Here is a 25,716-nt window from a genome sequence, read left to right as displayed (position 1 = left end):
CAGATAAAAAATCCTGTAAAGTTTAAATTCACCATCAACGACCTGGGGAATAATCAATACGAAGCGGTATTGAATGCTACTATGGAAAGCGGATGGCACATTTACTCTAAAGATCTACCGGAAGATACCGGAATTCCGACCGAGTATAAAGTAACAGGAAAGAATATCGAGTTGATCGGAAAATTTACCGAAGTAGGTAAAAAGCATGAAGAATTTTCTGAAGCGTTTGGAGGAACAATTGTTTTCTACTCCAATTCTGCAGGATTTAAGCAGAAATTTAAATTAAAAGATCCGACAAAACCCGCAGATGTCACTTCTGAGATTACGTATCAGACCTGTGACGACAGAGTTTGTCTCGCTCCCAATACTTTAGAATTCAATCAAAAAGTTACGCCAAAAGGAGTAACGGAAGAGGCTACGACCGAGGAAACTGCAGGTCCTGCAAAAGACTCTGTAAAAATAACGGAGACGGTAACTGAAAATCCTGCAAAAACAGAAGCTACGATCACAGAAACTTCAAAACTGGATCCCAAGCAGCTGAAAATTGAAAGTATTAATTTCAAAAAACCATTGACGGATTGTGGTACCGCCTCTACCAAGGTGGATGAAAATTACTGGACGTATCTATTCTTAGGATTTATCGGAGGATTAATTGCTTTGCTTACGCCATGCGTTTTCCCGATGATTCCACTTACCGTTTCATTCTTTACAAAAGGAAGTAAGGACAAAGCAAAAGGGAAAAGGGATGCTCTTATTTATGGGTTTTTCATTCTTCTTATCTTCGTTTTACTAAGTATTCCTTTCCATATTATTGATGGAATCGCCGGAAATATCTTCAACGAGATTTCGACCAGTGTATGGCTGAATATTGCGTTCTTTATCATATTCATCTTCTTTGCCGGAAGTTTCTTCGGGTATTATGATATTACTTTACCAAGTTCTATTGCCAACAAATCTTCCAAAGCAGAAGAGGCAGGAGGAATTATCGGTATTTTCTTTATGGCATTGACCCTGGTAATTGTTTCTTTCTCATGTACAGGACCTATTTTAGGAAGTTTACTGGGAAGCGCAGTAACAGGTTCATCCAACGTTCCGATGCTGTTGACTTTTGCGTTGGCAGGATTCGGGCTGGCATGGGCAATTATTTTTGGATTGCTGGCATTATTCCCGCAGGCATTACAAAGTCTTCCGAAATCCGGAGGATGGATGAATACGGTAAAAGTTGTTTTAGGATTCGTAGAACTGGCATTAGCATTGAAATTCTTGTCTAAAGCAGATCTTGTATCCAAAACATTCTTCTTAAAAAGAGAACTTTTCATTGCGATCTGGATTATTATCGCCTTAGGATTAGCAATCTATTTATTAGGATTGATCAGATTCCCTCACGATGATAAAAAGCCTAAAATCTCTGTCACCAGAAAAATATTAGGGGTATTGGGAATTGGTTTTGTAATCTATCTGGTTCAGGGGTTAATCCCATCTGACCGTCCGAAACTTCAGTTATTAAGCGGAATTTTGCCTCCATTGAACGTAAGCTATTTCCATGATGAGAAAGACGGAATCTTAGGAATGCATCCGGAACACGACTTCTTCAAAGCAATAGAACTGGCTAAAAAAGAAGACAAACCCATCCTGATCGACTTCACAGGATACGGATGTGAAAACTGTAGAAAAATGGAGGAATTTGTATGGAGCGAACCGGACATTTTACCGATTCTTCAGAATGATGTAGTACTGGCATCTCTCTATGTAGATGATAAGGAAGAGCTTCCTGAGGATCAGAAAACCAAAATTGACCTTGGAGACGGACAGATCAAGAAGGTAAAAACAATTGGGGACCGATGGAGTTTATTCCAACAGGTAAATTTTAATAACAACTCTCAACCTCACTATGTTTTAATCACTCCTGACGGAAAGGTAATCAACACGCCTGTTTCGGGATACATGCCAAAAGAGGATTTCAAAAAATTCCTGGAATGCGGGGTCAATTTCTATAAAAAGAATAAATAGATTATTTACATATCATTCAAAAACTCACACTTTATCGTGTGAGTTTTTTTTGTATCGATCTTCGGCTTATGAGAACAATTGCCCAAGCAACAAAGTCATCATTATCATTTTTTAAAAAAATTAAAGAAAATGGGAGCATCTGAAAAATAATTACAAAATCAATCAATAGATTCATGAATCTATTGATTATTCCATAAACAAGGCACGCTTGTTGTAAGAATTTTTCAAAAAAAACACCGTTTAATATTTAAAAATTTTAATCATGGCAGAAGTAATTGCACAAGAAAAACAAGGCGGAAAGCAAAAGAAAAAAATGATCCGCGTGGACATGACGCCTATGGTAGATCTGGGATTCTTACTCATTACCTTCTTTATGTTCACCACTAATTTTACAAAACCTAATGTAATGGACTTGGGATTACCGGCAAAAGATCCCAACCCTCATCCTACGGATATTCCTGTAATCGGAGATCAAAACCAGATTACCTTTATCCTTGGAAAAGACAACCGGGTATTTTATCATCAGAGCAATCAGAAAGATCTGAATACAGGAAACCTGAAAGAAACAGATTTCAGTGGAATAAAAATTTCAAAGATCATTGCTGAAGCGTATAAAAATGCTCCGGCACCTGATAAATTCACAGTGATTGTAAAACCAACAGATGAAGCCAACTACAAAAATTTTGTAGACATGCTGGACAACCTTGCTATTTCTAAAAAGGAAAGATATGGCGTAACAGACATAAAACCTTGGGAAACAAAGGTTTACAAGGAATTAACTCAATAAAAGACAAGGGCATTTTTTAAATGCTCTTTTTTTGACTAAATTTGAAAGGAGAAACAGATCCGCAGCATGCAAACTGCTGTATTATTTTTAACCTTCTAAATTTTGGAATCATGCTGAACTTTGAAAGAAAAGGAAACGGAAAAGAAACGTTGGTACTTCTTCACGGATTTATGGAAAACCTATCCATCTGGAGCGATATGGAACATCACCTTTCCAAAGATTTTTCACTGCTCAAAATTGATCTTCCCGGCCATGGACAGTCTGAAATTCTGGCTGAAGTTCACACCATGGAACTGATGGCTGAAGAAGTAAAAAAAGTATTGGATGATCAGCATTTAGAAAAAGTACATCTTCTGGGGCATTCTATGGGAGGCTATACGTCTCTCGCTTTTGCAGAGAAATATCCCGATTCTTTAAAAAGTCTTACTTTATTTTTCTCTACGTATTTTCCGGATGATGAAGAGAAAAAACAGCAGCGAATCAAAAGCTATAGAATCATCAAAGATGCTTTTGCCCATTATGCAAGAGCCGGAGTACCTAATTTATTCAATCCGAATGAAAGAGATATTCTGGAAGGAAAAATTGAAATCGCCCTTGAAACGGCCCTTTCCACCAATAATCTGGGGGCACTTGCCTGCGTGAAAGGTATGGTAGAAAGAACCGACAAAAAGCATGTTCTGGAAAATCTCGAAGCTAAAATATTAGTACTGGCAGGTAAACATGATAATGCGGTAAAAACCGATATGATGATCAAAGATCTTCCGGACAGAACGAATATCAAATCTTACATTCTGGACTGCGGCCATAACGGACATTGGGAAAAGCCGGGAATCTGTGCAGAAATCATCAATACGGAACTTCTCCACAATCTTCCTAAAAAACTGGTTTTATAAAAACAGATAACATGACAAATTAAGCTGTGCATAACAAAAAATCCTGTATATTAGTAGAGGATAATTTGGGTAATGGCTTTATTTTCATTCAAAAAAAAGAAACCACCGGCACCACCGGTTATCGGACTTACACTTTCAGGCGGAGGAATGCGTGGGATTGCACATATCGCTGTACTGAAAGCTTTGGAAGAATACAATCTGAAACCACACATTATTTCAGGAACCAGCGCAGGATCCATTATTGGTGCTTTTTATTCTTTTGGAAAAACGCCGGACGAAATGATGGAAATTGTAAAGCAAACTTCTTTTTTCTCCAGGTCATCTTTAAAATTATCCAAAAACGGAATCTTCAGCTCCAATTTTATTTTAAAACTGTTCAAAGATTATTTCCCTGAAGACAATTTCAGTATTTTAAAAATTCCGGTGTATGTGGCTGCGACGGAAATGACACATGGCATTGTAGATTTCTTTTCTGAAGGAGAACTTTTTGGACCATTACTGGCTTCCTCAAGCGTTCCTTTTATTCTTCCTCCGGTAAGGATGGGTGAGAAAATTTATGTGGATGGCGGTGTTCTGGATAACCTCCCTATTGAACCCATCATGGATAAATGTAATTTTCTGATTGCCTCTCACGTCAATTCCATCAGCTATGACGAATTAAGCAAGATGAGCCTGATGAAAGAATTTGACAGAATTCTCCACTTAGCGATTGCAAAGTCGGTCTATTCTAAAGCGAAATATTGCAATATCTTTTTGGATCCGCCCAAAATGACGAAATACAGTCTTTTCAACAAAAGATATATGGATGAAATGTTTCAGCAGGTGTACGATTATACCTGTCAGGAACTTGAAGAAAAGGGGTTTCGTAAAAGTATTTAGAAGTTTTAATAAGAAAAATTTACAGTTTTTTGTTCCTATAAACCTTCTTCTTTCACTTTTTCTTTGAAGTTGACTATAGTTCCCGCTAAAGAATCTAAAGATTTCCCTCCAGCTGCATTAATATGCCCTCCACCGTTGAAATATTTTCTTGAGAATTGGTTCACGTCCACATCATCTTTGCTTCTGAAAGAAATTTTAACGAAATCTTCGTACAGATCTTCCATGAAGAATGCAGACATTTTCACTCCGGCAATACTCAAACCATAATTCACAAAACCTTCTGTATCTCCTTTCTGAAAACCAAATTCTTTAAGTTCATTTCTGGTAAGGCTTAAAACGGCTACTGTTCCCTCATTTACTACTTCTATCCTACCAAGAACCAACGCAAGCAAATGCAGTCTGGAAACCGTGTTGGTATCCCATGTATTGGAAGTGATCATGGCAGGATCTGCACCGTGTTCAATAAGATTAGCAATAATCCTGTGTGTAGTAGCACTGGTGGAACGAAAACGGAAACCACCTGTATCTGTCATGATTCCGGTATAAAGACATTCTGCCATATCCTGATTCACCAGTTTTTCATCATTCATTGCTTCAATGAAATGGTAAATCATCTGTGAAGTGGCAGGAATTACCGTATCAGAATACACAAAATCAAATTGTTCCGGCTGTTGGTGATGATCAATAAGAATTTTCTTCCCCGGAGCTTTTACCAGCCAGTCTCCCAATAATCCGATTCTTGACGGAGAATTAAAATCCAGGCAGAAAATAACATCTGCGCCTGCAATCATATCAGCAGCCAGTTTTCTTTTATATTCTGCAATAATAACTTTCTTAGATTCCGGCATCCATTTCAGAAATTTCGGAAAATCATTAGGAACGATAACCTCTGCATGAATTCCTTTTGCTTTCAGATAATGTTTTAATCCCAAGCTTGAACCAATAGCATCTCCATCCGGGTTATAATGGGTAAGGATCACTATTCTGCTATCCTGGGTAAGTAATGTATTGATATCTAAAAGTTCTGCTGGTGTAAACATCCGGTGTTTATTTTTCGTTAAAATTAAAGTTTTCAAAGATAGAGCTTTTATATAAATCATTTAAATATTATTTTTGTACCGGAAAATGGTTTTCCCATGAGGGTTTATAAATACCCCACCGAAAAACATTACATTTTATTTTAAAAAAAGATCATTAAAGTTTGTAACTTATAAAAATTTATATATCTTTGCAACCTGAAAATTAATAGATTAATTACGATTTAAACATATAGTAATGAGTAAAAGAACATTCCAGCCATCAGAAAGAAAGAGAAGAAACAAACACGGTTTCAGAGAAAGAATGTCTACGCCAAATGGAAGAAGAGTTTTGGCTGCGAGAAGAGCTAAAGGCAGAAAGAGATTAACTGTAAGTGCTGCACGCGCTAAGAGATAATTTCTAATTATCATATACAAAACATGCTTGAGAAGTTCCTTTTCAGGCATTTTTTGTTGTTAAAATTTACTAAAATTTAGGCTACATCAACATCTTTTTTCTATTTTTAAAAGTTGAAATATTTTTATAAGAATTAGCCTTTAAAATTAAATTATGCCACATACAAATATCGCCGGAGACAATATTATAAGTTTACAAAATGCAAAGATTGCGCAAAAAAACTTTACTGTACTTTCTGATGTAAATCTTAATATAAAGAAAGGTAGATTCTGCTATCTTATCGGAAAAACAGGTTCCGGAAAAAGTTCCCTACTGAAAACGCTTTACGGACACATTCCATTAGCATCAGGACACGGAGCTGTTGTAGGATTTGATCTGGCAAAACTCAAGCCGTCTGACATCCCTAACTTAAGAAGAAAACTAGGTATCGTATTCCAGGATTTCCAGTTACTTTCTGACAGAACGGTTGAAAAGAATCTGAAATTCGTTCTTGAAGCAACAGGATGGAATGACAAAGTAAAAATGGAAGACCGTATCAACGAGGTTTTAGGAAGCGTGAACATGAAAAGCAAGAAGCACAAAATGCCACACGAACTTTCCGGAGGAGAGCAGCAGCGTATTGCCATCGCAAGAGCCCTTCTGAACCACCCGGATCTTATCTTAGCGGATGAGCCTACAGGAAACCTTGACCCTGAGACTTCCAACGAAATTATGACGCTATTAAAGCAGGTTGCCCTTGAAAATGGCGCTGCAGTAGTAATGGCAACACACGATTATCACATGATTCAGAACTTCCCTGGTGAAGCCATCAGATGTGAAGACGGAAAAGTTTCTGTATTGGATACTTCAGAATTATTCGAATAAGAATAAAAAAATAAGAAGGTCAGAAATAACTAACTTCTAACATCTTATTTCTAAATTCTTTACTTAAAAACATGAAACTCTTTGGTGAGTTCAAGATATTGGTCCGAGTATTGTCTCGGACTTTTTTCTATAATAAAATCAGACTCGTTGATTTCTTTTTCTTGTGATGAAAACTCCAGAATCAATCTTTTTGCCTTTGAATTTTCAATTCCTTTGATATTCACTTTTCTGTTTAGATACAGCCTATTTTCTTTACCGATGGAAATAAAAACTTTTCCTGCTTCCACAGGTATGATCACAGAAAATATTCCATTTTCGTTCAATAATTCTGCTGCCTTGCTGATCAACTGTCTGAAGTTCAATTCTACGGTCTGACGTGCAATCTTATCTTTTTCAGATCCTGATTCTTCAAAATAAGGAGGATTGGATACAATAAGATCAAAACGATCTTCAGTCTCAAAAGTTTTAAAATCCTGATGACTATTTTTCAGCCTTGCATGAAAAGGAGAATGTTCAAAATTGACTTGGGTAAGCTTTGCGGCATCTTCATTAATATCCAGCCCTAAAAAACCTGCCTGTGGATTTCTTTGTGCCAGCATAAGAGAAATTAATCCCGTGCCTGTCCCCACTTCCAAAATACCGGAAGCATGTTCAACATCAGCCAAAGCCCCAAGCAAAACACCGTCTGTTCCTACACGGAAGACATCTTTAGACTGCTGAATTTGAAATTGTTTAAATATAAAAGGCTTCACTATAAATTAGTAGGCAGTGTAATAATGAATGTAGATCCCTTTCCCACTTCTGATTTCACAGAGATCTCACCTTTATAATCCTCGATCATTTTTCTCACCATGGACAAACCAAGCCCCATCCCACTACTTTTAGAGGTGAAATTCGGTTCAAATATTCTTTCATACATGTTTTCAGGAATCCCGACTCCGTTATCCTGAACAGAGATCATCACCCTTCTCTGATGCTGCTCCACATCCACATTGATAATGAGTTTCCTCTGGTCACTTTCTGCCTGTTTTGCATTAGTCACAAGGTTTGTAATGATTCTGGAAAGATAAATTCTGTCCATATTGATCATTATATTCGTCTTGTTGGCATGCATGAAAATACTGTCATCATTGAATACACGGAGAATATCTTCAACTTCCGTATTCAGATTGATCACTTCATTATTTTTTTCAGGAAGTTTGGCAAATTCTGAGAATGCTGAGGCTACTGTAGCAATCAGATCAATCTGATCGACAATAGTTTTACTCATTTGCTTTACTCTTTCTCTGATATTCGGATCTTCAGGATCAAATTTTCTTTCAAAATTCTGAATAGTCAATTTCATCGGAGTCAATGGATTTTTCACCTCATGAGCCACCTGCTTGGCCATTTCTCTCCATGCTTCTTCAGATGCTTTGAATCTAAGTCTTTCTTTCTGATCCTGAATCTGTAGAATCATTCTGTTATACGCTCTTGCCAGAGCATTAAGCTCATCATTCTTATAATATCTGATAGGACGCATTTCGTTTTCAAATAACGTAATACGGGTAATCATATCAGAGAATTTCGTAATGGTTTTCGCAAGGCTATTAGAAGTCACCCAACTGATCCATATACTAAATAAGATAAGGAATATATCGACTAAAAGAATATATTTTACATATTGATGAAGAACCTCCAGATAAGCAGATTCATTGTGGTATAAAGGGATATAAACAATTCCGATAGGTTCAAGTTCATTATTTTTCAGCAAAAGATAGGAAGAAGTCAGTTTTGCATCCTTAGCAGCATCATAATTCACCATATCTACCCTTGCGTCGGTAGACAGAATCTTATTGATGATTTCTATAGGAATTGTTTTCTGCTCAACCAATCCTTCATCTTTGTTGGAAAGCAAATAATTTCCTTTCAGATCATAAATAAAAATGTCATGCTGGTTGATATCCGCTATTTCAAAGATTTTATTCCCTAAAACTTCCGGAAGATCTTTCGTTTCTATCAGGGTCTGGCTTACGGCATAGTCCAGATATCGCATGACAGCATTGGTTTTATCCTGCATATCGATATTACTCTGCTGCAAAGAATGATTTCTCAATACAAAGTAAGGAACAAGAGATGTAGCAACGACACTTAAAAAACATACCAGCAAGAAACCGAAAAACACCCGGTTTCTTAAGCTATATCCTTTATACTTATTTATTGACATTCTACTTTTTAATTAACCTAGCAATATACTTACCAATGATATCAAATTCCAGGTTTACTTTGTCACCAATTTTCAAATGTTTCATATTTGTGAATTCCCAGGTATAAGGAATAATAGCTACAGAAAACTGACTGTCTTCACTTTTAGCAACAGTAAGACTGATCCCGTTTACTGTAATGGATCCCTGAGGTACCGTTACAAAAGTTCCGTCATTTTCATACTTCATCGTAATAAAATAACTTCCGTCTTTATTTTCGATACTCACCACTTCACCGGTCTTATCAACGTGTCCCTGAACAATATGACCATCCAGTCTTCCATCCATCTTCATACAACGCTCAAGGTTCACAACAGTTCCCAATTCCCATTTTCCAAGGTTGGTTTTTTCCAGTGTTTCGTTAATCGCTGTAACCACATAATGATTGTCTTTGATCTCAACAACTGTAAGACAACAGCCGTTGTGGGCAAGGCTTTGATCAATTTTCAGTTCGTTTGTAAAAGGGCAAGTCAGGGTAAAATCTATATTGCTTCCTTTTTCTTCAATCTTCTCAATAACACCAACTGCTTCAATAATTCCTGTGAACATATTATTTTTTGCTAAATTTGTAAATTATAATCTTCAAAGATAATCAAAATGAGCCCAAAAAACCATAAAGTACGAGTAGGAATTTCAATCGGTGATTTCAACGGCATCGGTCCGGAGATCATTATGAAGTCTCTGAAAGACAAAACTATTACAGATTTTTTCACTCCTGTAATTTTTGGTTCGGGAAAATTATTCACTTATCAGAAAAACATTTTTAAGCTGAATCTTAATTTCAACTATGTTAACGAGCCTTCACAGGCACAGGCAGGGAAACTCAATATGGTGAACCTTACCAAAGAAAACGTGAATGTAGAATTGGGAGTTCCTACTGAAGAATCTACGAAAATGGCGATTGATTCTTTAGAAGCAGCTACTGAAGCTTTGATGAAAGGAGATATCGATGTATTGGTAACCGCTCCGATCAACAAGGATGAAATGGTAAAAATGGGATTCAAGCATGCCGGACATACAGGCTATTTTGAAGAGAAATTCAACAAAAAAGGATTAATGTTCCTTGTTACTGAAGATCTTAAAGTAGCTGTTTCCACGCATCATATTCCTATTGCACAGGTAGCTGAAAATATTTCCAAGGAAAAAATAAAGAAACAGATCAGAGTATTAAATCAGACACTAATAGAAGATTTTTGTATTCAAAAGCCTAAAATTGCCGTATTAGGATTAAATCCTCACGCAGGTGACGGAGGCGTTATTGGAAACGAGGAAATTGAAATCATCAGCCCGGCTATTAAAGAACTTTCTGACAACGGAATACTGGCATTCGGACCATTTCCTGCAGACAGCTTTTTCCAGCCGAGTAAATACAAAAATTTCGATGCTGTTTTGGCGATGTATCACGACCAGGGACTTGCTCCTTTCAAAACATTAGCCTATGAGGAAGGAGTAAATTATACAGCCGGACTTCCTTTTATCAGAACCTCTCCTGACCATGGAGTTGCTTACGATATTGCAGGAAAAAATGTGGCCGATGAGCAGAGTTTTACAGAAGCGCTGTTCACAGCGATCAAGGTTTTCAAGAACAGAAGTGAATACAGCGAACTGATGAATGACCGCCTTCAGCCTAGAAAAATGGCTGTAGACAACGGAATAGATGAAGATCTACCGGAGGAAACTGAAGCATAAATCTTTAAAACAAATTTTAAATTAATTTGTTTCAGATTTTATTTGTTATTATAAAAAAAATGCATATTTTTGCACACTCATTTTATGGACAAGTTAAGAAACTATGACGTAAGCTTTTCCGGACTTAAAAACGGAAGACACGAGTTCAAGTTTGAGATAGATAAAACGTTCTTTCAATTATTTGACACTGAGCAGGAATTTACAAATCCTAGAATAGAAGTAAATGTATCCCTTGATAAGCACACTACTTTTCTAGAATTTGAGATTAAAATTAATGGATTAGTTGAGTTGGTTTGTGATATCACAAATGAAGATTTCGACTACCCTATTGAGAATGAAATCAAAATTCTGGTGAATTTCGGGGAAGAATATGATGACAGCAATGAAGATGTCATTACTATTCCTACAGCAGAGCATGCTTTCAATGTAGCACATTTGATTTACGAAAATGTAATGCTTTCTATCCCGATGAAAAAGATTTCACCGAATGTAAGTGATGACGATCTTAAAATTCTTGACCAGTTCAGTCCTAAAGATATTGAGGTAACTGAAGAAGAAGAACATGAAAGTGACCCTAGATGGGATGCTTTAAGAAAATTAAAAGACAATAATTAAATAGAATAATTTAAATATGATGAGATGATGAATCTCATCGCTCATCAATTAAAAAAGTTATTAGAAAATGGCACATCCAAAGAGAAGACAATCGTCTACAAGAAGAGATAAGAGAAGAACTCACTACAAAGCTGTAGTTCCTCAATTAGCTAAAGATGCAACAACAGGAGAGCTTCACCTATACCACAGAGCTCACTGGCATGAAGGAAAATTGTACTACAGAGGTAAAGTAGTATTGGAAAAAGAAGTAGCTGCTACTGAAGAAAACTAAGAGTCGCTTTTCGCTGAAAAAGCCTCATTTTAATACAAAAACCGCCCAATTTTGATAAAATTTGGCGGTTTTTTGTTGTTTTTTACGTTTTTTTGGTATCTTTGGCATCAAATCAAATATCAAATTTATGGACATTAAAGACATACAAAATCTTATCAAGTTTGTATCTAAGGCTGAAGTTTCAGAAGTGAAGTACAAAACTAAAGATTTCGAAATCACTATTAAAACTCCATTAGCTGGAAGCGATGCTGTTTATGCACAACCTGCAGTATACCACACTGCTCCACAAGCAGTAGCTGCTCCGGCACCTGTTGCAACTCCGGCTGCTCCTGTTGCTGAAAAAGCTGAAGCTGCATCTGATGACAGCAAATATGTAACAATCAAATCTCCAATGATTGGTACTTTCTATAGAAAGCCATCTCCTGATAAAGATGTATTTGTAAATGTAGGTGACGAAGTTTCTGTTGGTAAAGTAGTTTGTGTTATTGAAGCAATGAAGCTATTCAACCAGATTGAATCTGAAATCAGCGGGAAAATTGTTAAAATTTTAGTGGACGACGCTACTCCTGTAGAGTATGACCAACCTTTATTCTTAGTAGATCCATCTTAATTAAAATATTGATTAATGATGATTGATAATTGATGATAAAGTCAATTTCAAATTTCAAATTTTCAAATTTCAAATCGTATTAAGATGTTCAAAAAAATATTAATAGCCAATCGTGGCGAAATTGCAATGCGTATTTTACGTACTTGTAAAGAAATGGGGATCAAAACCGTTGCGGTATACTCTACTGCTGATAAAGACAGTCTTCACGTAAGATTTGCTGATGAAGCGGTATGTATTGGCCCTGCAATGAGTAAAGACTCCTATCTTAAAATCCCTAACATTATTGCTGCTGCGGAAATTACCAATGCTGATGCAATTCACCCAGGTTACGGATTCTTATCTGAAAATGCTAACTTCTCAAGAATCTGCCAGAAGAACGGTATCAAATTTATTGGTGCTTCTCCTGAACAGATTGAAAAAATGGGAGATAAAGCAAATGCTAAGGCTACCATGAAAGCAGCAGGTGTACCATGTGTACCAGGTTCTGACGGATTGATCGAATCTTACGAACACGCTGTAAAAGTAGCTGAAGAAACAGGATACCCTGTAATGATCAAAGCTACTGCCGGTGGTGGAGGTAAAGGGATGAGAGCTGTTTGGAAAGCTGAAGACCTTAAAGATCACTGGGAATCTGCTATTCAGGAAGCTGTAGCTGCCTTTGGAAACGGAGGTATGTACATGGAAAAACTGATTGAAGAGCCTAGACACATCGAAATTCAGGTTGCGGGTGACCAATTTGGTAAAGCTTGCCACCTTTCTGAAAGAGACTGTTCCGTACAGAGAAGAAATCAGAAATTAACTGAAGAAACGCCTTCTCCTTTCATGACAGACGAACTTCGTGAGAAAATGGGTGACGCTGCGGTAAAAGCTGCTGAATTCATTGGATATGAAGGGGTAGGAACTATCGAATTCCTTGTAGACAAACACAGAAATTTCTATTTCATGGAAATGAATACAAGAATCCAGGTAGAGCACCCTATCACTGAGCAGGTAATTGATTATGACCTGATCAGAGAACAAATTCTTCTTGCGGCTGGAACTCCTATTTCAGGAATCAACTATTATCCTAAATTACATTCAATCGAATGTAGAATCAACGCAGAGGATCCTTACGCGGATTTCAGACCGTCTCCAGGAAAAATCACAGGATTAAACATCCCTGGAGGACACGGAATCAGAGTAGACACTCACGTGTATTCCGGATATACAATTCCTTCTAACTACGACTCTATGATTGCTAAACTTATCACTACGGCTCAAACCCGTGAGGAAGCTATTGCAAAAATGAGACGTGCTCTTGAAGAATTCTATATTGAAGGTGTAAAAACAACAATTCCTTTCCACAGACAACTGATGGATAATGAAGATTATCTTGCAGGAAACTACACCACAAAATTCATGGAGGATTTTGTAATGGACAGAAAATATGATAATCACTAGGATTATTTTAAAAATAAAACTGAAGCTGCCTCTTTTGAGGCAGTTTTTTTTATAACCCTTTTAATTCAGACCCTATAAACGGAATTGAAATAGCCTCTTACCATTCATTAATAAAAATTAATAAACAGACCAAAAATAAAATTCTGCCCTTATAAAGATATAATACCTAAAACAACTGATCAACAAAGAAATTATTTTCTTATACAATATTATTCCACCCTAAAATCTACTTTAATTTTACCCTGAAACGATACTAGTTATTTGTTTATACATATCATTAATATTGCGTAAATTTGTTGAAAACCAAAATATATGTCAACAGCAGAACAAACAAAAAACTCACAGTATTTTATTGACCTTGAAGACAAACATGGAGCACATAACTATCACCCGCTTCCAGTAGTTCTGGACCGTGGAGAAGGTGTTTTCGTTTGGGATGTAGAAGGTAAAAAATACTATGATTTTCTTTCAGCATATTCTGCTGTGAACCAGGGGCACTCCCACCCAAAAATTGTAGGTGCATTGGTAGAGCAGGCACAAAAGCTGGCATTAACTTCAAGAGCATTCTATAACTCTAAATTAGGAGAGTACGAACAGAAAATCACTACCCTTTTTGGGTTTGATAAAGTTTTACCCATGAATTCCGGAGCTGAAGCTGTGGAAACTGCGGTAAAACTAGCCAGAAAGTGGAGTTATGAAGTAAAAGGAATTGCGGAAAACGCAGCGAAAATTATCGTTTGCGAAAACAACTTCCACGGAAGAACCACAACGATTGTTTCTTTCTCTAATGATCCGGATGCCAACCAAAACTACGGACCTTTTACGCCAGGATTTATTAAAATTCCTTATAACGATATTACAGCATTAGAAGAAGTTCTTAGCAGAGAAGCAGCAAATATTGCAGCATTCCTGGTAGAACCTATCCAGGGAGAAGCCGGAGTATATGTTCCGGATGAAAATTTCCTTAAAAATGCTTCTGAATTATGTAAAAAATACAATGTCCTTTTCATTGCTGATGAAGTTCAGACGGGTATTGCAAGAACAGGAAAACTGATTGCATGCCACCACGAAAATGTACAACCAGATATTTTGATCCTGGGAAAAGCACTTTCCGGAGGAATGTATCCTGTATCCGCGGTGTTGGCAAATGACAACATCATGAATGTTATCAAACCGGGGCAACACGGTTCCACATTTGGAGGAAACCCTATTGCATGTGCAGTAGCAGTAGCAGCATTGGACGTGGTAGCTGATGAAAAACTGTCTGAAAGAGCAGAAGAATTAGGAAAGCTTTTCAGAGCTGAAATAGAGAAGCTTATTGAAAAGACAGACCTTATTACCAAAGTAAGAGGAAAAGGCCTTTTAAACGCTATTCTGATCAATGATACTCCTGAAAGTTCTACAGCATGGAACCTTTGCTTACAATTAAAAGAAAACGGATTGCTCGCAAAACCTACCCACGGTAATATCATAAGACTTGCACCGCCATTGGTAATTACAGAAGAGCAGTTGCTGGATTGCGTGAAGATTATTGAAAAGACTATTCTTGAGTATAAATAAATGGCTCTTTCCCTTGCAATCATTACTTATAATGAAGAAGAGAATATTGTAAGACTTTTAGATTCATTAACAGATATTGTGGATGAAATCATTATTGTCGACAGCTTTTCTACAGATAAGACCAAAGAGATTTGCACTCAAAAATATCCTCAGGTAAAATTCTTTGAGAAAAAATTTAATGGGTATGGTGAACAAAAAAACCATGCCCTTCATTTATGTTCCCATGAATGGGTTTTGTTTCTGGATGCAGACGAAGTTCCTGACCAAAATCTGAAAAAATCTATACAAAACATTGTTTCTTCAGAAAATACTGAATTCAATGTGTATAAAGCAAAATTCAACAATCATCTTGGGATTCACCTGATCCGGTTCGGAGGATGGGGAAATGTATACCGTGAAAGGCTTTTCAGAAAAAAATATGTAAAGTATTCTGATGATAAAGTTCATGAATTTCTGATTACCGATCAGAAAGTGGGCCTTATGGAAGGTAAACTGGATCATTATACTTACAAAAGCATTCATCATCATGTATCCAAAATCAATAGATATTCTGATATGATGGCTGAAAAGATGTTTGAAAGAGGAAAAAAAATCAACAGATTTAAAATTATTGTAAGTCCTGTTTTTGAATTTATCAAGGTTTTTATTTTCAGATTAGGTTTTCTGGATGGATTTCCAGGATTTTATATTGCCAAAACAATGGCTTATTACACCTTTCTGAAATACATTAAACTGCATGAAAGAATACGGCTGTATGAAAAAATACGGCATCAGGAAATTGAAAAAAATACCGTAAAATAGTATGATCCTGTATCTTATTCCTCTTTTATTAGCGGTATTTATCGTTGTATATTTCCGTCTCTATTTATTTGCCGTGCCATACAACAGACTGGTCATTCTTATGTACCACCAGGTTGAAAAAGAAAGCCATGAAGATCTTACTGTCAGTTTAAAAAATCTTGAACAGCAGCTGTCATATCTGAGTTCAAAAAAGTATACTTCATATTTTTTTTCAGAACTTACCCTTTCAACAAAAAGAAACGTTATCATCACCTTTGATGACGGATATAGAAACAATCTTGAGTATCTTCCCTCTTTACTGGAAAAGTATCATCTGAAGGCGACCATTTTTATTCCAACAGGATTTATTGAAAAAGGATATAACAATTATCCCATGATGACCTTTGATGAAATCAGAAGTCTGGATCAAAAATATTTTGAAATTGCCCTTCACAGTCATGCCCATGAAAATGTAAGAAATGTTTCCCTTGATTTTATAGAAAAAGATCTAAAAAAAAACATGGAAATCCTCGATGCCCATAACATCAGGTATTCAAAGGTTTTAGCCTATCCCTATGGAAAGTATCCACAAAAAAAACATGATAAATTAGCATTTTTTTCTATTTTGGAAAAAATAGGAATCGATTTTGCAGTAAGAATTGGAAATAAGGTGAATTATTACCCTACCCAGCGCCGATATGAACTGTGTAGAATTGATATAAAAGGCAAAGATTCACTTATAAAATTCAAATTAAAACTTATCTTTGGCAGATTAAAACTATTTTAAAAAACAATTTTAGGGGAGTACTTACCTACTTTCCTGTCAAACAAAGCGTTGTGATGAATATAAGTGGTTTGATCATAACATATAATGAAGAAAAAAATATACAGGATGTCCTGGAGTCTTTTGATTTCTGTGATGAAATAATAGTTGTAGACTCCTTTAGTACAGATAACACTGTAGAAATTGCGAAGAAATTCCCCAATGTAAAGGTGATTCAGAATAAATTTGAAGACTTTACAAAGCAGAGAAATCTGGCTCTTGATACTGCAACTAATGACTGGGTTTTATTTTTAGATGGTGATGAGCGAATTACACCAGCCCTGAAGCAGGAAATTATTGATGAGCTTAATAAACCAGGGCAAAAAGATGCCTACTATTTTTACAGGAAATTCTTTTTTGCCGAGAAACCGATTCATTTTTCAGGAACACAGTCTGATAAAAATTTCAGACTTTTCAGAAAATCGAAAGCCAGATATACGGCAGGAAAAAAGGTACATGAAACTCTGGAAGTTAACGGAACCATCGGAGTTTTAAAAAATAAATTACTCCATTACTCCGTTTCAGATTATGAATCTTACAGAAAAAAAATGATTCATTATGGAGTTTTAAAGGGGAAAGAACTGGCAGCTAAAGGAAAAAAGTACAATGTTTTAGTTCAATATCTTAAAACTGCTTTTAAATTCTTTAAAGCCTATATAATGAGACTTGGTATTTTAGACGGAAAAGAAGGCTATCAGTTATCCTACCTGCAATCTTTAAGCGTTTATGAAACCTATGAATCATTAAAAAAAGAGCAAAATTAGTTGAATGAAGATTTGTATCATTAGTTATGATTTTTGGGATTATGATAAGTATATTGTTGAAACATTATGCCAGCGTGGTATTGATGCTCACCATATAAAAATCAGTACCGTTACTCATTCCAACTTCAATGAAAGAGCTGTAAATGCGTTAAGCAAAACTTTTTTAAACAAAAATCTTAAGACTGAAAAAAGACAGAAATATGTTCTGGATTCCCTGGAAAAATTAGGACATCAGGATCAGATCCTGGTGATGAATCCGGATACATTTGATCTTTCTACCCTTAAAAAAATCCGAAAATCTACAGACCGTCTGGTAACCTATCTTTATGATAATCTTGAAAGAGTACCTGTGGAAGACAAACTCTATCTTTTTGACAAAGTATTTTCTTTCGATTATATTGATGTTAAAAAACACGGCTTTGAAAAATTAACCAATTATATCTACCTTCCACATTGTGCAAAAGAGTCTCAAAAGCCAGAAATGGATCTTTTTTACATCACCTCTTATGACAACAGAAGGGTTTCATTGATAAAACTGTTGGCTAAAAAGCTCATTGAACAGGGATTGAAGTTCCAGATTATGATCATTGGAAAAAAGTCCTGGAAGCATCAGCTCACCAATATGTTCATGACAGTACCTAAGAATCTTTTCCTGGTGTTCAGCATTAAGAAGATCCCGCATAATGATCTTCCCAAATATTATAAAAACTCAAAAGTTTTACTGGATCTGATGCGTGAAGGGCAATATGGACTCAGCTTCAGAGTTTTTGAGGCCATGTCTCTGGAAAAGAAAATCATCACTGATAATGAAGCCATTAAAACCTATGATTTTTACAATCCCAATAATATTTTGATTTTAAACAAAAATATTAGTAATCTTGACAAATCTTTTTTTGAAAAACCTTACGAGAAAATTCCGGAAGAAATCTACTACAGATACACTTTGGATAGTTGGGTGAATAAAGTTTTTGAACTTGATACTAAAAACTGACAAATGGGAATCTTAAAAAAAATAAAAAAACACTTCGAAAGAAAACAAAAACTCAAAAACCTTCAGTCTAAGGATATAGTCAACATTAATCTGTATGACGCTTCCCAAAAAACGATCCTGTTTGCATCAAGAGATTTTCCTGCCCATGATAAAGAATCCGGGGCTAACAGACTGAAAGAACTTATATTTATTTACAAAGAATTAGGATACAACTGCATTTTATTTGCTCCCCATATGTTTGAAGATGATTCTTATGTGAAGTTTTATCAGCAGCACAATGTTATCGTTTACATAGAGAACAATAAGTACAGGAATATTTACGATTTCCTGTCTTCTTTTAAAAAGATCGATTACGTTTGGTTCAACGGCCCTCTGGCGCTGAATCTTTTTTATAAAAAAATGAAAGCCGTTTTACCTTCTGCCAGATTCATTTATGATATGGTGGATATTCATTTCTTAAGGTTTAAAAGAGCGATCGAACTGGAACCTACCCGTATTTCATTAAAGAAGAATTATAAACATTTTTTCCGTCTGGAAACTGTTGTTGCTCCACAACTGGATTATATCATTGCCATCTCTGATAAGGAGAAAGAAATTATGAGCCAGTATGCGGACAAAAATAAGATCATTACGGTATCTAATATTCATTATCCAAAAATTGATATTTCTGAAAGAAAAAATTTCAGTGAAAGTAAGGGAATTACCTTTATAGGTTCTATCCACGAACCGAATATTGATGCGGTAAAGTTTCTCTATGAAAAAATAATGCCTATCGTCTGGAAAACCAATCCTGAGCTGGAAGTAAGCATCATCGGGAATGTTGCAGAAAAACTTGATCTTAAACTATTTCCTAAGTTTAAATTTTTAGGTTTTGTGGAAAGCATTGAAGAACACTTTATGAATTCTAAAATTATGGTGGCTCCTTTAAGATTCGGTGCCGGCGTAAAAGGGAAAATCGGACAGGCTTTTGAATACTTTTTCCCCGTGGTTACTACGGATATCGGCGCTGAAGGTATGAAACTTACCGATAAAAAGAATGTACTGATTGCCAATGACGAAAACAGTTTTGCAGAGGCTATTATTCAGCTGAACAATAATGAAGAGATTTGGAATACTTTAAGCAGAAATTCTGTGGACAGTCTGAGAGCATTTTCACCTGAAGAAGTAAAAGAAAAACTTAAAACATTATAAAAACATGTCATTAAGCGTAAACTATCACGGTTTTTTTGATGGAAATTTTGGTATAGCAGAAGCCACAAGGCTTAATGCGACTGCTATGGAAAACGCAGGCATTAAAGTAAACCGCATCAGCTACTCAAGTGATACTCTTGAAAAGTCTAAAAGTGCCGCAGAGCCAGATGCATTAATTAATATTTTTCACATTAACAGTAATGTGACTCACGAATTTTTTTCAAAAAATCAGGATATCAATCTTGCGGGACATTACAATATTGTTTATTGGGCCTGGGAATTTCCCGAAGTTTCAGATAAAACTGTGGAGTTTCTGAATATTTTTGATGAATTATGGGTTCCCAGCGATTTCTGTGTCAATATTTTCACAAAATATACCGGGATTCCTGTGATGAGATTTTCTCACCCAATTCAGAAACTAGATCCTTCTGATGAATTTAAGTTTGAGGAGTATCATATTAAAACCGGCTCAAAGGTATATATTACAATTTTCGATTCTTTAAGTACAACTATTAGAAAAAACCCTGAAGCGACTATTGAAGCGTTCATTAATGTCTTTAAAGATGATCCTGAAAGTGTTTTGATTGTGAAAACACATAACCTCAACAGAAGTAAAGATGCTCAAAAAGTATTGGAAAAATATACTGGCATCTCTAATATTATCATTATTGATGAACATTTCTCGAAAGAAAAGCTCCATTCTCTTATTCAGAAGTCCGATGTCCTTGTTTCTCTCCATGGTTCCGAAGGTTTCGGGCTTACGATGGCAGAAGCAATGTCTTATGGAAAGATTGTTGTAGGAACAGGATATTCCGGAAATCTGGACTTTATGAATGTGAACAACAGCTTCCTTGTTCAGTATAGTTTTATTAAAACCTCCAATACAAAAGGATTAATTGCCGAAGGTCTGACTTTAGCTAAGCCTGACTTGCATGATGCCAGCCAAAAACTTTTGTATATAAAGAACAACTTCAAGTCTTTAAGCGCTGTTAAACAAAATGCAGAGGCTCAGATCAGAGATAATTTTTCTCTTGAAGCTATAGGAGATTTGCTTAAGCTAAGACTGTCTTTTATTGACCAGATGAATAAGAAAGAAAACACCTCAGAAAATAGTATAGGGAACGTTTTTTATCTTGCAGAAATAGACCGGTTAAGTGGAAGAGTGAATTACCTTGAGAAAACCTTGTACAATAAGATCAGGAGAAAAGTCAACACCTTTTTAAAGAAAGTAAAAGGTAAGAAATAAAAAAAGCGGTGGATTCAGGTAAATCCACCGCTTTTTATTGATAGTAAATTATTTCTTTTGTTTTCTATTTCTGAAATACATTTTGACCCCATAGATCCATTGAATCGGTTTGCTTTTCTTGTAAATTCTAAGATCTTTTCTCAGAAAAATACTGTCTGCATATAGTTTTATTAATGCCGACCTGCTTTGTTGAATTTTGCCCTCAGAAATAAGTTCTTCTGATCTTTTTCTGATCAGTTTCCCTACTCCATCAAGAGAGAAGTCATTTGCAATGGTTTTACGAGCATTATCCGACTTCACTTTAATATCCTCACCGCCCTGATATACTTTTTTCAGATATTCAGAAGCTTTTTCTAATGAAGGTTCAGACCAGACTGTATTAGAATCATAATTAAGATCATCCGAACCGTAAGAAACTTTCTCTGCCTGTACCAAAAAACTGTTTTCAGAATTCATGAATTCCAGATTTCCGGAATATTCTGTAGCAATAACAGGTTTTCCAAAATACATGGCCTCAGCCATCGTAAGTCCGAATCCCTCAGATCTGTGAAGAGAAATATAACTGTCACAGTTACTGATTACATAGTTCAGTGCATTTTTATCAAAAATCTTTTCTACAATTTTGATCTTTACTGAGTCTCCAATGGCCTCATTTATCTGTTGTTTTTCTAAAGAAAATTTATCTGATTTCGAGGTTTTAATGGTTAAAAAAGCATTATTATCCTTTCCGTCAAATGTTTCTCTGAAAACCTTAATCAGATTGAGTACATTTTTCCTTTGTATGGAACTGTTATAATCGAAAATGAATAAAAAATTAAAGGAGTCTTTATTATAAAAATTCAAAGCATCCGGATCTTCCGTTTCCTTCAGATGAATATCAATCGGATGTGGAATTACTTTTACGGGAGATGCTATGTATTTTTCAATGCATTTCTTACAATATTCTGAAGGAGTCCAGACCTCATCAAAAAGATTAATATTCAGAAGATAATCTTCCGGAATCGTTTCTGATTCCCATGCCATATAAAGAATATTGTATTTTCTTTCAAAAAAAGAATAATCAAAATATTCAAAGAAGTTTGAAATTTCCGAAACAGATGGTGACACCTGAATCAAATTGATAGGATGGTCTGCTTTTTTGGAAAACTGAGTAAATGTAAGGTCATTATTATTATGATTGGTTCTCACATCATAGTTGATCATGCTGATGGGGATTCCAGCACTCTGTATTGCTTTACAATTAAGTCTTGTTGCTTCAGCAATACCAAACTCACCATTAATAAATCCAAAAACGTTAATTCCTAAATCTTCCATTTTTATTTTCTAATAATTCAAACTGATTAATCTTCCAGGGTTTCATAAAAATTGTTCTGCTTTTTCTGCTTCTCAAAATTCTTTTTATGAACTAATGACAATTCATATTTTGCAGGAATTTCTGTAAAGTTTTTATTTCCATACAAAACTTCATGCACTTTATTCTTCCAGAAGATTTTTTTATTGTTTTTGATAATTCTTGGCTGATAGTCCGGAAAATTAATATACCCTTCATTATTCATCTTCCAACCCATTTGTTGCACATATTCTTCTGTAATCCCTTCCACTGTATTGATTCTGGGAACATAAAATATTTCAACACTTTTCTCTTTTTTAAGGTAAGGTTTCAATGTTTTAATAAAATGTTCAGTAGGATATTCATCGGCATCGATTTGAAAAAGATACTGACCATTTGCCTTTTCAATTAATCTGTTTTTAAAGGTGGCAAAATCTCCATCCAGCTTGGCCTCAAGTTTTATAATACGATCATAATGAGCGAGCAACTCTGTCACCTCTTGATTTTTATTGGTAACATCCTGAAGAACAATAACCTCATCATTACCATCAATCAAAGGAAGAAGAGTATCCAATAATTTTTTAAGTTCCTTCGCTTCATCGTTAACGGTGATTCCGTAAGAAACAGTGATAAATTTGCTGGAAAAGCGTGAAAGTAAGCTCATAATTTAATTGTAGATTATAGGATAATTGCCGGAAAAGTGGGTAAAATAATTTTCAGCAATGATTTGTTTTACGTAATTTTTATACTTCCTTGTGGGATAAAAACAGCTTCCTGTTTTTTTGTAATAATATTTTTTGAAAAATCCGGGAAGTTTTTTCTCATCATGTTCTACTTCATTCCCTCTCTCCGTTCCTTTTATTTTATATAAAACCTGAACATTGAATGCGGGTGGCAAAGCTTCAAACCAGTTATTGATCTGAGAAAAATAAGCGAATGGTGTCTCTTCAAAACTGTTCAGTTCTCCTTGATTATGATCTGAAAAATAATAGTCTTTAAAAACATCTGCTACATTTTTGGGTCTGAAAATAAATACGCCCCCGTTAATGCTCCCCTGTATTAAAGGATTCGCTTCAAAATGCCGGTCCGTAAAATACATTTCACTGGTTTCTTCCAATATTCTCGGAATATGTCCCCAGGTTTTGTTGAATTCGTCAGTTCCTCTGGGATCCAGAATTGCCCCGAAATATTTGTCTTCCGGAAGAAAATCAAAAATAGAAGGTGCTTTATCCGAAATAATAATATCCAGATCCATAAAAAGAACCATATCATACTCTTTCGTTTCTGAAGGAATCAGCAGTTTCTGAGCTAAAAGCGGCCTGTGAAAATTCTCATCCATAGGTTTATCAATAATCTTTACATCCGCATCACATTTTTTAGCATAGCTTTCAAACATTGCTCTATTTTTATGGTACATTTTCCAGTACTTTTCCCCTACAATAAAAAGACATATTGCTTTTCTCATTGATAAACTAAATTTATAAGTTACAAAAATACATTTTTAATGAACGAATACCGGCAATATTCTTTTACTGTTCCTTTAATCAACGAAAATATTTTGCAAATATTCATTTTTTGTTCTCGTTATATAAAAAAACCATCCCAAAGCTGAGACGGTTTTTTTGTAAAATATTAATATTATTTAGTTAGTAAGCGTAGAATTCAATTCCTTCCTTAATATAACCAGGAGGCGTTGCGCTGGATCTTGAATAATAATGATCTTTACCATTCCAATACTGGTAGATAGGAACTGTATTTGGCTCCTGAGTAGCAAAAGCATTGAACTCGATTCCTTCAGATACATATCCCGAATAATATCCCGGAGTTTTTGTATAATAATGATCTTTACCGTTCCAATATCTGTAGATAGGAACTGTATTGGGAGCTTTATACAAGAATGCATTAAACTCTGTTCCTTCAAAAGAATATCCGCTGTAGTTTCCAGCAATTTTTGTATAATAGTGATCTACTCCATTATAATATCTGTACACTGGAATTGTTTTAAATTCAAGATACACTTTATTATCAATCAGATATTGATCTACATAGGCTTTAAGCTGAGCTTTTTTCACAGGATCTTTTACAAAGTCATAAATAATAATCAATCCATTACTTCCAAAGTCAACCAAAACAGAATTGCTTACACTTGAGCTGTTCTGCCAGTTGGAAATATTAACTTTTGTGTTGGTCTGATCCAGATTCAAATCTCCTACCAAACCTTTTGAAGGATCTCCACCCCTGGTTTTGTAGGTCAACTTTTTAGAAAAATTCATGTGATACTCAGAAGTGTTCACGTCATTATCCACATTCACATTAAAGATATTCAGCATTCCTGCCTTTATTCCTATTCTGGCTGCCTTATCACGAGTCTGGCTTGTTGTTTCAGACTGGAATAAAATATCAAGCTTTGCGCCTGTATAAATATCAGTCATTACGTGAGTTCCATAATCCTGAACAATCTGCTGCGGAGTTTTTGTTTGTAAATCCTGTGCAAATTCCGGAGTAATATAATCACCCAGCATATCGGTAGTAGCGTTGAATCTTACTCTTTTCTGCTTAATCGTAAGGTTATAGCTTCCGTAGATATATTTAGCATCAAACTTATTGTTGGTTGTTACCGCTGAGCCAAAACCTACAGAGAGTATTTTTTTAAACAATGGAAAATTAACTGTTGCATCCACTTTGGTAGAAACCATTTTGGAGTAAGCTTCAGCATTTTCACCATAATCTTCGGAGTACTCCTGAGAATTTGTGTTTTCGCTGATTAATCTGTTGGTCTGCTCCAGTTTAAAGCGATCAATATCAACCACCTTAAAACCGGCAGCTGTTGCATTGGCATATTCACCGGTAACGTTATAACCATGTCCTAAGACATCATAAATTCCGTCTCCTGCAAATTTGGAAGCAGATAACCGGTTATTGGCTTTTGCCGCAGGGCTTTCCGGGGTTACCTCGCTGTTCAGCTCCTCCGTTGAACATGAACTCATAAAAAGCATCAGCAAACTACTGAAGCAGAATAAAATTTGTTTTTTCATAGATTATTAAAAAGTTTCTGCAAATATAATATTCATCACCAAGTGAAAAAATAATATTAAAGTGATTTATATCATTAATTAGTGAATTTAATAATAGGTTAAAATATCATTAACAAAGGGATTCAACATCACAAATTAGAGAATTATTAAAAATAAATAATTATACATACTGCCCTCACATTAAAACAAGCCTTATTTAATTATAGATAAAAAAATGGAGCCAGAATTACTGACTCCACTCATAATGTATAACCAAATTGA

26 protein-coding genes are annotated in these 25,716 nt (G+C 35.4%); 18 read left to right on the top strand and 8 right to left on the bottom strand.

All coding sequences use genetic code 11. From position 1 onward, the window contains the following. From DDF69_RS19615 to DDF69_RS19600, 4 genes are all read left to right on the top strand, one after another. Positions 1-2,010, top strand: a 2,010-nt coding sequence (locus DDF69_RS19615; protein ID WP_114822251.1) for a protein-disulfide reductase DsbD family protein, incomplete at its 5' end; no start/stop codon positions are given. A 262-nt stretch (positions 2,011-2,272) separates the two neighbouring features. Beyond that, entirely contained in the window at positions 2,273-2,797 is a 525-nt protein-coding gene (locus DDF69_RS19610; protein WP_114822250.1) for a biopolymer transporter ExbD, read from the top strand. Positions 2,798-2,907: 110 nt separating this feature from the next. Further along, the gene (locus tag DDF69_RS19605; protein WP_114822258.1) at positions 2,908-3,690 is read left to right on the top strand and encodes an alpha/beta fold hydrolase; all 783 of its coding nucleotides are present in this window, start codon (positions 2,908-2,910) and stop codon (positions 3,688-3,690) included. 72 nt (positions 3,691-3,762) lie between these two features. After that, complete coding sequence (locus DDF69_RS19600; protein WP_114822249.1) at positions 3,763-4,569, top strand: patatin-like phospholipase family protein; 807 nt, start codon at positions 3,763-3,765, stop codon at positions 4,567-4,569. 35 nt (positions 4,570-4,604) lie between these two features. Here the strand turns inward: DDF69_RS19600 and DDF69_RS19595 are convergent, their stop codons facing one another. Continuing rightward, entirely contained in the window at positions 4,605-5,609 is a 1,005-nt protein-coding gene (locus tag DDF69_RS19595) for a DHH family phosphoesterase (protein ID WP_114822248.1), read from the bottom strand. A 235-nt stretch (positions 5,610-5,844) separates the two neighbouring features. Between DDF69_RS19595 and rpmH the strand changes: the two genes are divergently transcribed. Together rpmH and DDF69_RS19585 are read left to right on the top strand one after the other, a co-directional pair. Beyond that, complete coding sequence (gene rpmH, locus DDF69_RS19590) at positions 5,845-6,003, top strand: 50S ribosomal protein L34 (RefSeq protein WP_002976260.1); 159 nt, start codon at positions 5,845-5,847, stop codon at positions 6,001-6,003. Between the two features lie 153 nt (positions 6,004-6,156). After that, a complete protein-coding gene (locus DDF69_RS19585) occupies positions 6,157-6,867 on the top strand; it encodes a cell division ATP-binding protein FtsE (RefSeq protein WP_062675736.1) in 711 nt (236 codons plus the stop codon). 59 nt (positions 6,868-6,926) lie between these two features. Here DDF69_RS19585 and DDF69_RS19580 read toward each other — a convergent pair whose 3' ends face one another. Genes DDF69_RS19580 through DDF69_RS19570 form a run of 3 tightly spaced genes read right to left on the bottom strand, consistent with a single transcriptional unit; the run spans position 6,927 to position 9,659 of the window. Beyond that, positions 6,927-7,619, bottom strand: coding sequence for a tRNA1(Val) (adenine(37)-N6)-methyltransferase (locus tag DDF69_RS19580; protein WP_114822247.1), 693 nt, complete (start codon positions 7,617-7,619; stop codon positions 6,927-6,929). Continuing rightward, on the bottom strand, positions 7,619-9,073 hold the full coding sequence (locus DDF69_RS19575; protein WP_047435610.1) for a sensor histidine kinase: 1,455 nt from the start codon (positions 9,071-9,073) through the stop codon (positions 7,619-7,621). Before DDF69_RS19575 ends, DDF69_RS19580 begins: the two co-directional genes overlap by 1 nt. Position 9,074: 1 nt before the next feature. Further along, on the bottom strand, positions 9,075-9,659 hold the full coding sequence (locus tag DDF69_RS19570; protein ID WP_114822246.1) for a riboflavin synthase: 585 nt from the start codon (positions 9,657-9,659) through the stop codon (positions 9,075-9,077). A 48-nt stretch (positions 9,660-9,707) separates the two neighbouring features. Here DDF69_RS19570 and pdxA point away from each other — a divergent pair, with 48 nt between their 5' ends. The 12 genes from pdxA to DDF69_RS19510 all read left to right on the top strand — a co-directional run bounded on the left by pdxA (position 9,708) and on the right by DDF69_RS19510 (position 21,090). Next, a complete protein-coding gene (gene pdxA, locus DDF69_RS19565) occupies positions 9,708-10,799 on the top strand; it encodes a 4-hydroxythreonine-4-phosphate dehydrogenase PdxA (RefSeq protein ID WP_114822245.1) in 1,092 nt (363 codons plus the stop codon). Between the two features lie 84 nt (positions 10,800-10,883). After that, the gene (locus tag DDF69_RS19560) at positions 10,884-11,414 is read left to right on the top strand and encodes a YceD family protein (protein WP_114822244.1); all 531 of its coding nucleotides are present in this window, start codon (positions 10,884-10,886) and stop codon (positions 11,412-11,414) included. 67 nt (positions 11,415-11,481) lie between these two features. After that, on the top strand, positions 11,482-11,685 hold the full coding sequence (gene rpmF, locus DDF69_RS19555; protein ID WP_002976251.1) for a 50S ribosomal protein L32: 204 nt from the start codon (positions 11,482-11,484) through the stop codon (positions 11,683-11,685). A 127-nt stretch (positions 11,686-11,812) separates the two neighbouring features. After that, positions 11,813-12,295, top strand: a complete 483-nt coding sequence (gene accB / locus DDF69_RS19550) for an acetyl-CoA carboxylase biotin carboxyl carrier protein (RefSeq protein ID WP_034692974.1) — start codon at positions 11,813-11,815, stop codon at positions 12,293-12,295. An 84-nt stretch (positions 12,296-12,379) separates the two neighbouring features. After that, a complete protein-coding gene (accC, locus tag DDF69_RS19545; RefSeq protein ID WP_045501198.1) occupies positions 12,380-13,735 on the top strand; it encodes an acetyl-CoA carboxylase biotin carboxylase subunit in 1,356 nt (451 codons plus the stop codon). 312 nt (positions 13,736-14,047) lie between these two features. Beyond that, positions 14,048-15,295: an ornithine--oxo-acid transaminase gene (rocD, locus tag DDF69_RS19540; protein ID WP_114822243.1), complete on the top strand. Its 1,248-nt coding sequence runs from the start codon at positions 14,048-14,050 to the stop codon at positions 15,293-15,295. Beyond that, positions 15,296-16,096 (top strand): glycosyltransferase family 2 protein, encoded by an 801-nt coding sequence (locus DDF69_RS19535; protein WP_114822242.1) that lies wholly within the window; start codon positions 15,296-15,298, stop codon positions 16,094-16,096. It abuts the gene before it with no gap. 1 nt (position 16,097) lies between these two features. After that, positions 16,098-16,862 (top strand): polysaccharide deacetylase family protein, encoded by a 765-nt coding sequence (locus DDF69_RS19530; RefSeq protein ID WP_114822241.1) that lies wholly within the window; start codon positions 16,098-16,100, stop codon positions 16,860-16,862. A gap of 53 nt (positions 16,863-16,915) precedes the next feature. Beyond that, on the top strand, positions 16,916-17,662 hold the full coding sequence (locus DDF69_RS19525) for a glycosyltransferase family 2 protein (protein ID WP_114822240.1): 747 nt from the start codon (positions 16,916-16,918) through the stop codon (positions 17,660-17,662). Between the two features lie 4 nt (positions 17,663-17,666). After that, positions 17,667-18,653 carry a hypothetical protein gene (locus tag DDF69_RS19520; protein WP_062675723.1) on the top strand — a complete coding sequence of 329 codons (987 nt, stop codon included), beginning with the start codon at positions 17,667-17,669 and terminating at the stop codon, positions 18,651-18,653. Positions 18,654-18,656: 3 nt separating this feature from the next. Further along, a complete protein-coding gene (locus DDF69_RS19515; RefSeq protein WP_114822239.1) occupies positions 18,657-19,844 on the top strand; it encodes a glycosyltransferase in 1,188 nt (395 codons plus the stop codon). Positions 19,845-19,848: 4 nt separating this feature from the next. Beyond that, positions 19,849-21,090 carry a glycosyltransferase gene (locus DDF69_RS19510; RefSeq protein ID WP_114822238.1) on the top strand — a complete coding sequence of 414 codons (1,242 nt, stop codon included), beginning with the start codon at positions 19,849-19,851 and terminating at the stop codon, positions 21,088-21,090. Positions 21,091-21,138: 48 nt separating this feature from the next. On the opposite strand, the gene DDF69_RS19505 is transcribed toward DDF69_RS19510, so the two are convergent. The 4 genes from DDF69_RS19505 to DDF69_RS19490 form a co-directional block, all read right to left on the bottom strand. Next, a complete protein-coding gene (locus DDF69_RS19505) occupies positions 21,139-22,404 on the bottom strand; it encodes a glycosyltransferase (protein ID WP_114822237.1) in 1,266 nt (421 codons plus the stop codon). Between the two features lie 26 nt (positions 22,405-22,430). Next, positions 22,431-23,084, bottom strand: coding sequence for a glycosyltransferase (locus tag DDF69_RS19500; RefSeq protein ID WP_114822236.1), 654 nt, complete (start codon positions 23,082-23,084; stop codon positions 22,431-22,433). 3 nt (positions 23,085-23,087) lie between these two features. After that, positions 23,088-23,885 carry a hypothetical protein gene (locus DDF69_RS19495; protein WP_114822235.1) on the bottom strand — a complete coding sequence of 266 codons (798 nt, stop codon included), beginning with the start codon at positions 23,883-23,885 and terminating at the stop codon, positions 23,088-23,090. Positions 23,886-24,066: 181 nt separating this feature from the next. After that, positions 24,067-25,455, bottom strand: a complete 1,389-nt coding sequence (locus DDF69_RS19490) for an MAC/perforin domain-containing protein (protein ID WP_114822234.1) — start codon at positions 25,453-25,455, stop codon at positions 24,067-24,069. Positions 25,456-25,716: the final 261 nt, after the last annotated feature.

Origin of the sequence: Chryseobacterium sp. KLBC 52 (genome assembly GCF_003347605.1) — a bacterium.
Taxonomy (GTDB): domain Bacteria; phylum Bacteroidota; class Bacteroidia; order Flavobacteriales; family Weeksellaceae; genus Chryseobacterium.
Note: the sequence above shows the minus strand (reverse complement) of the source record. Positions and strands in the feature narration are given on the sequence as shown.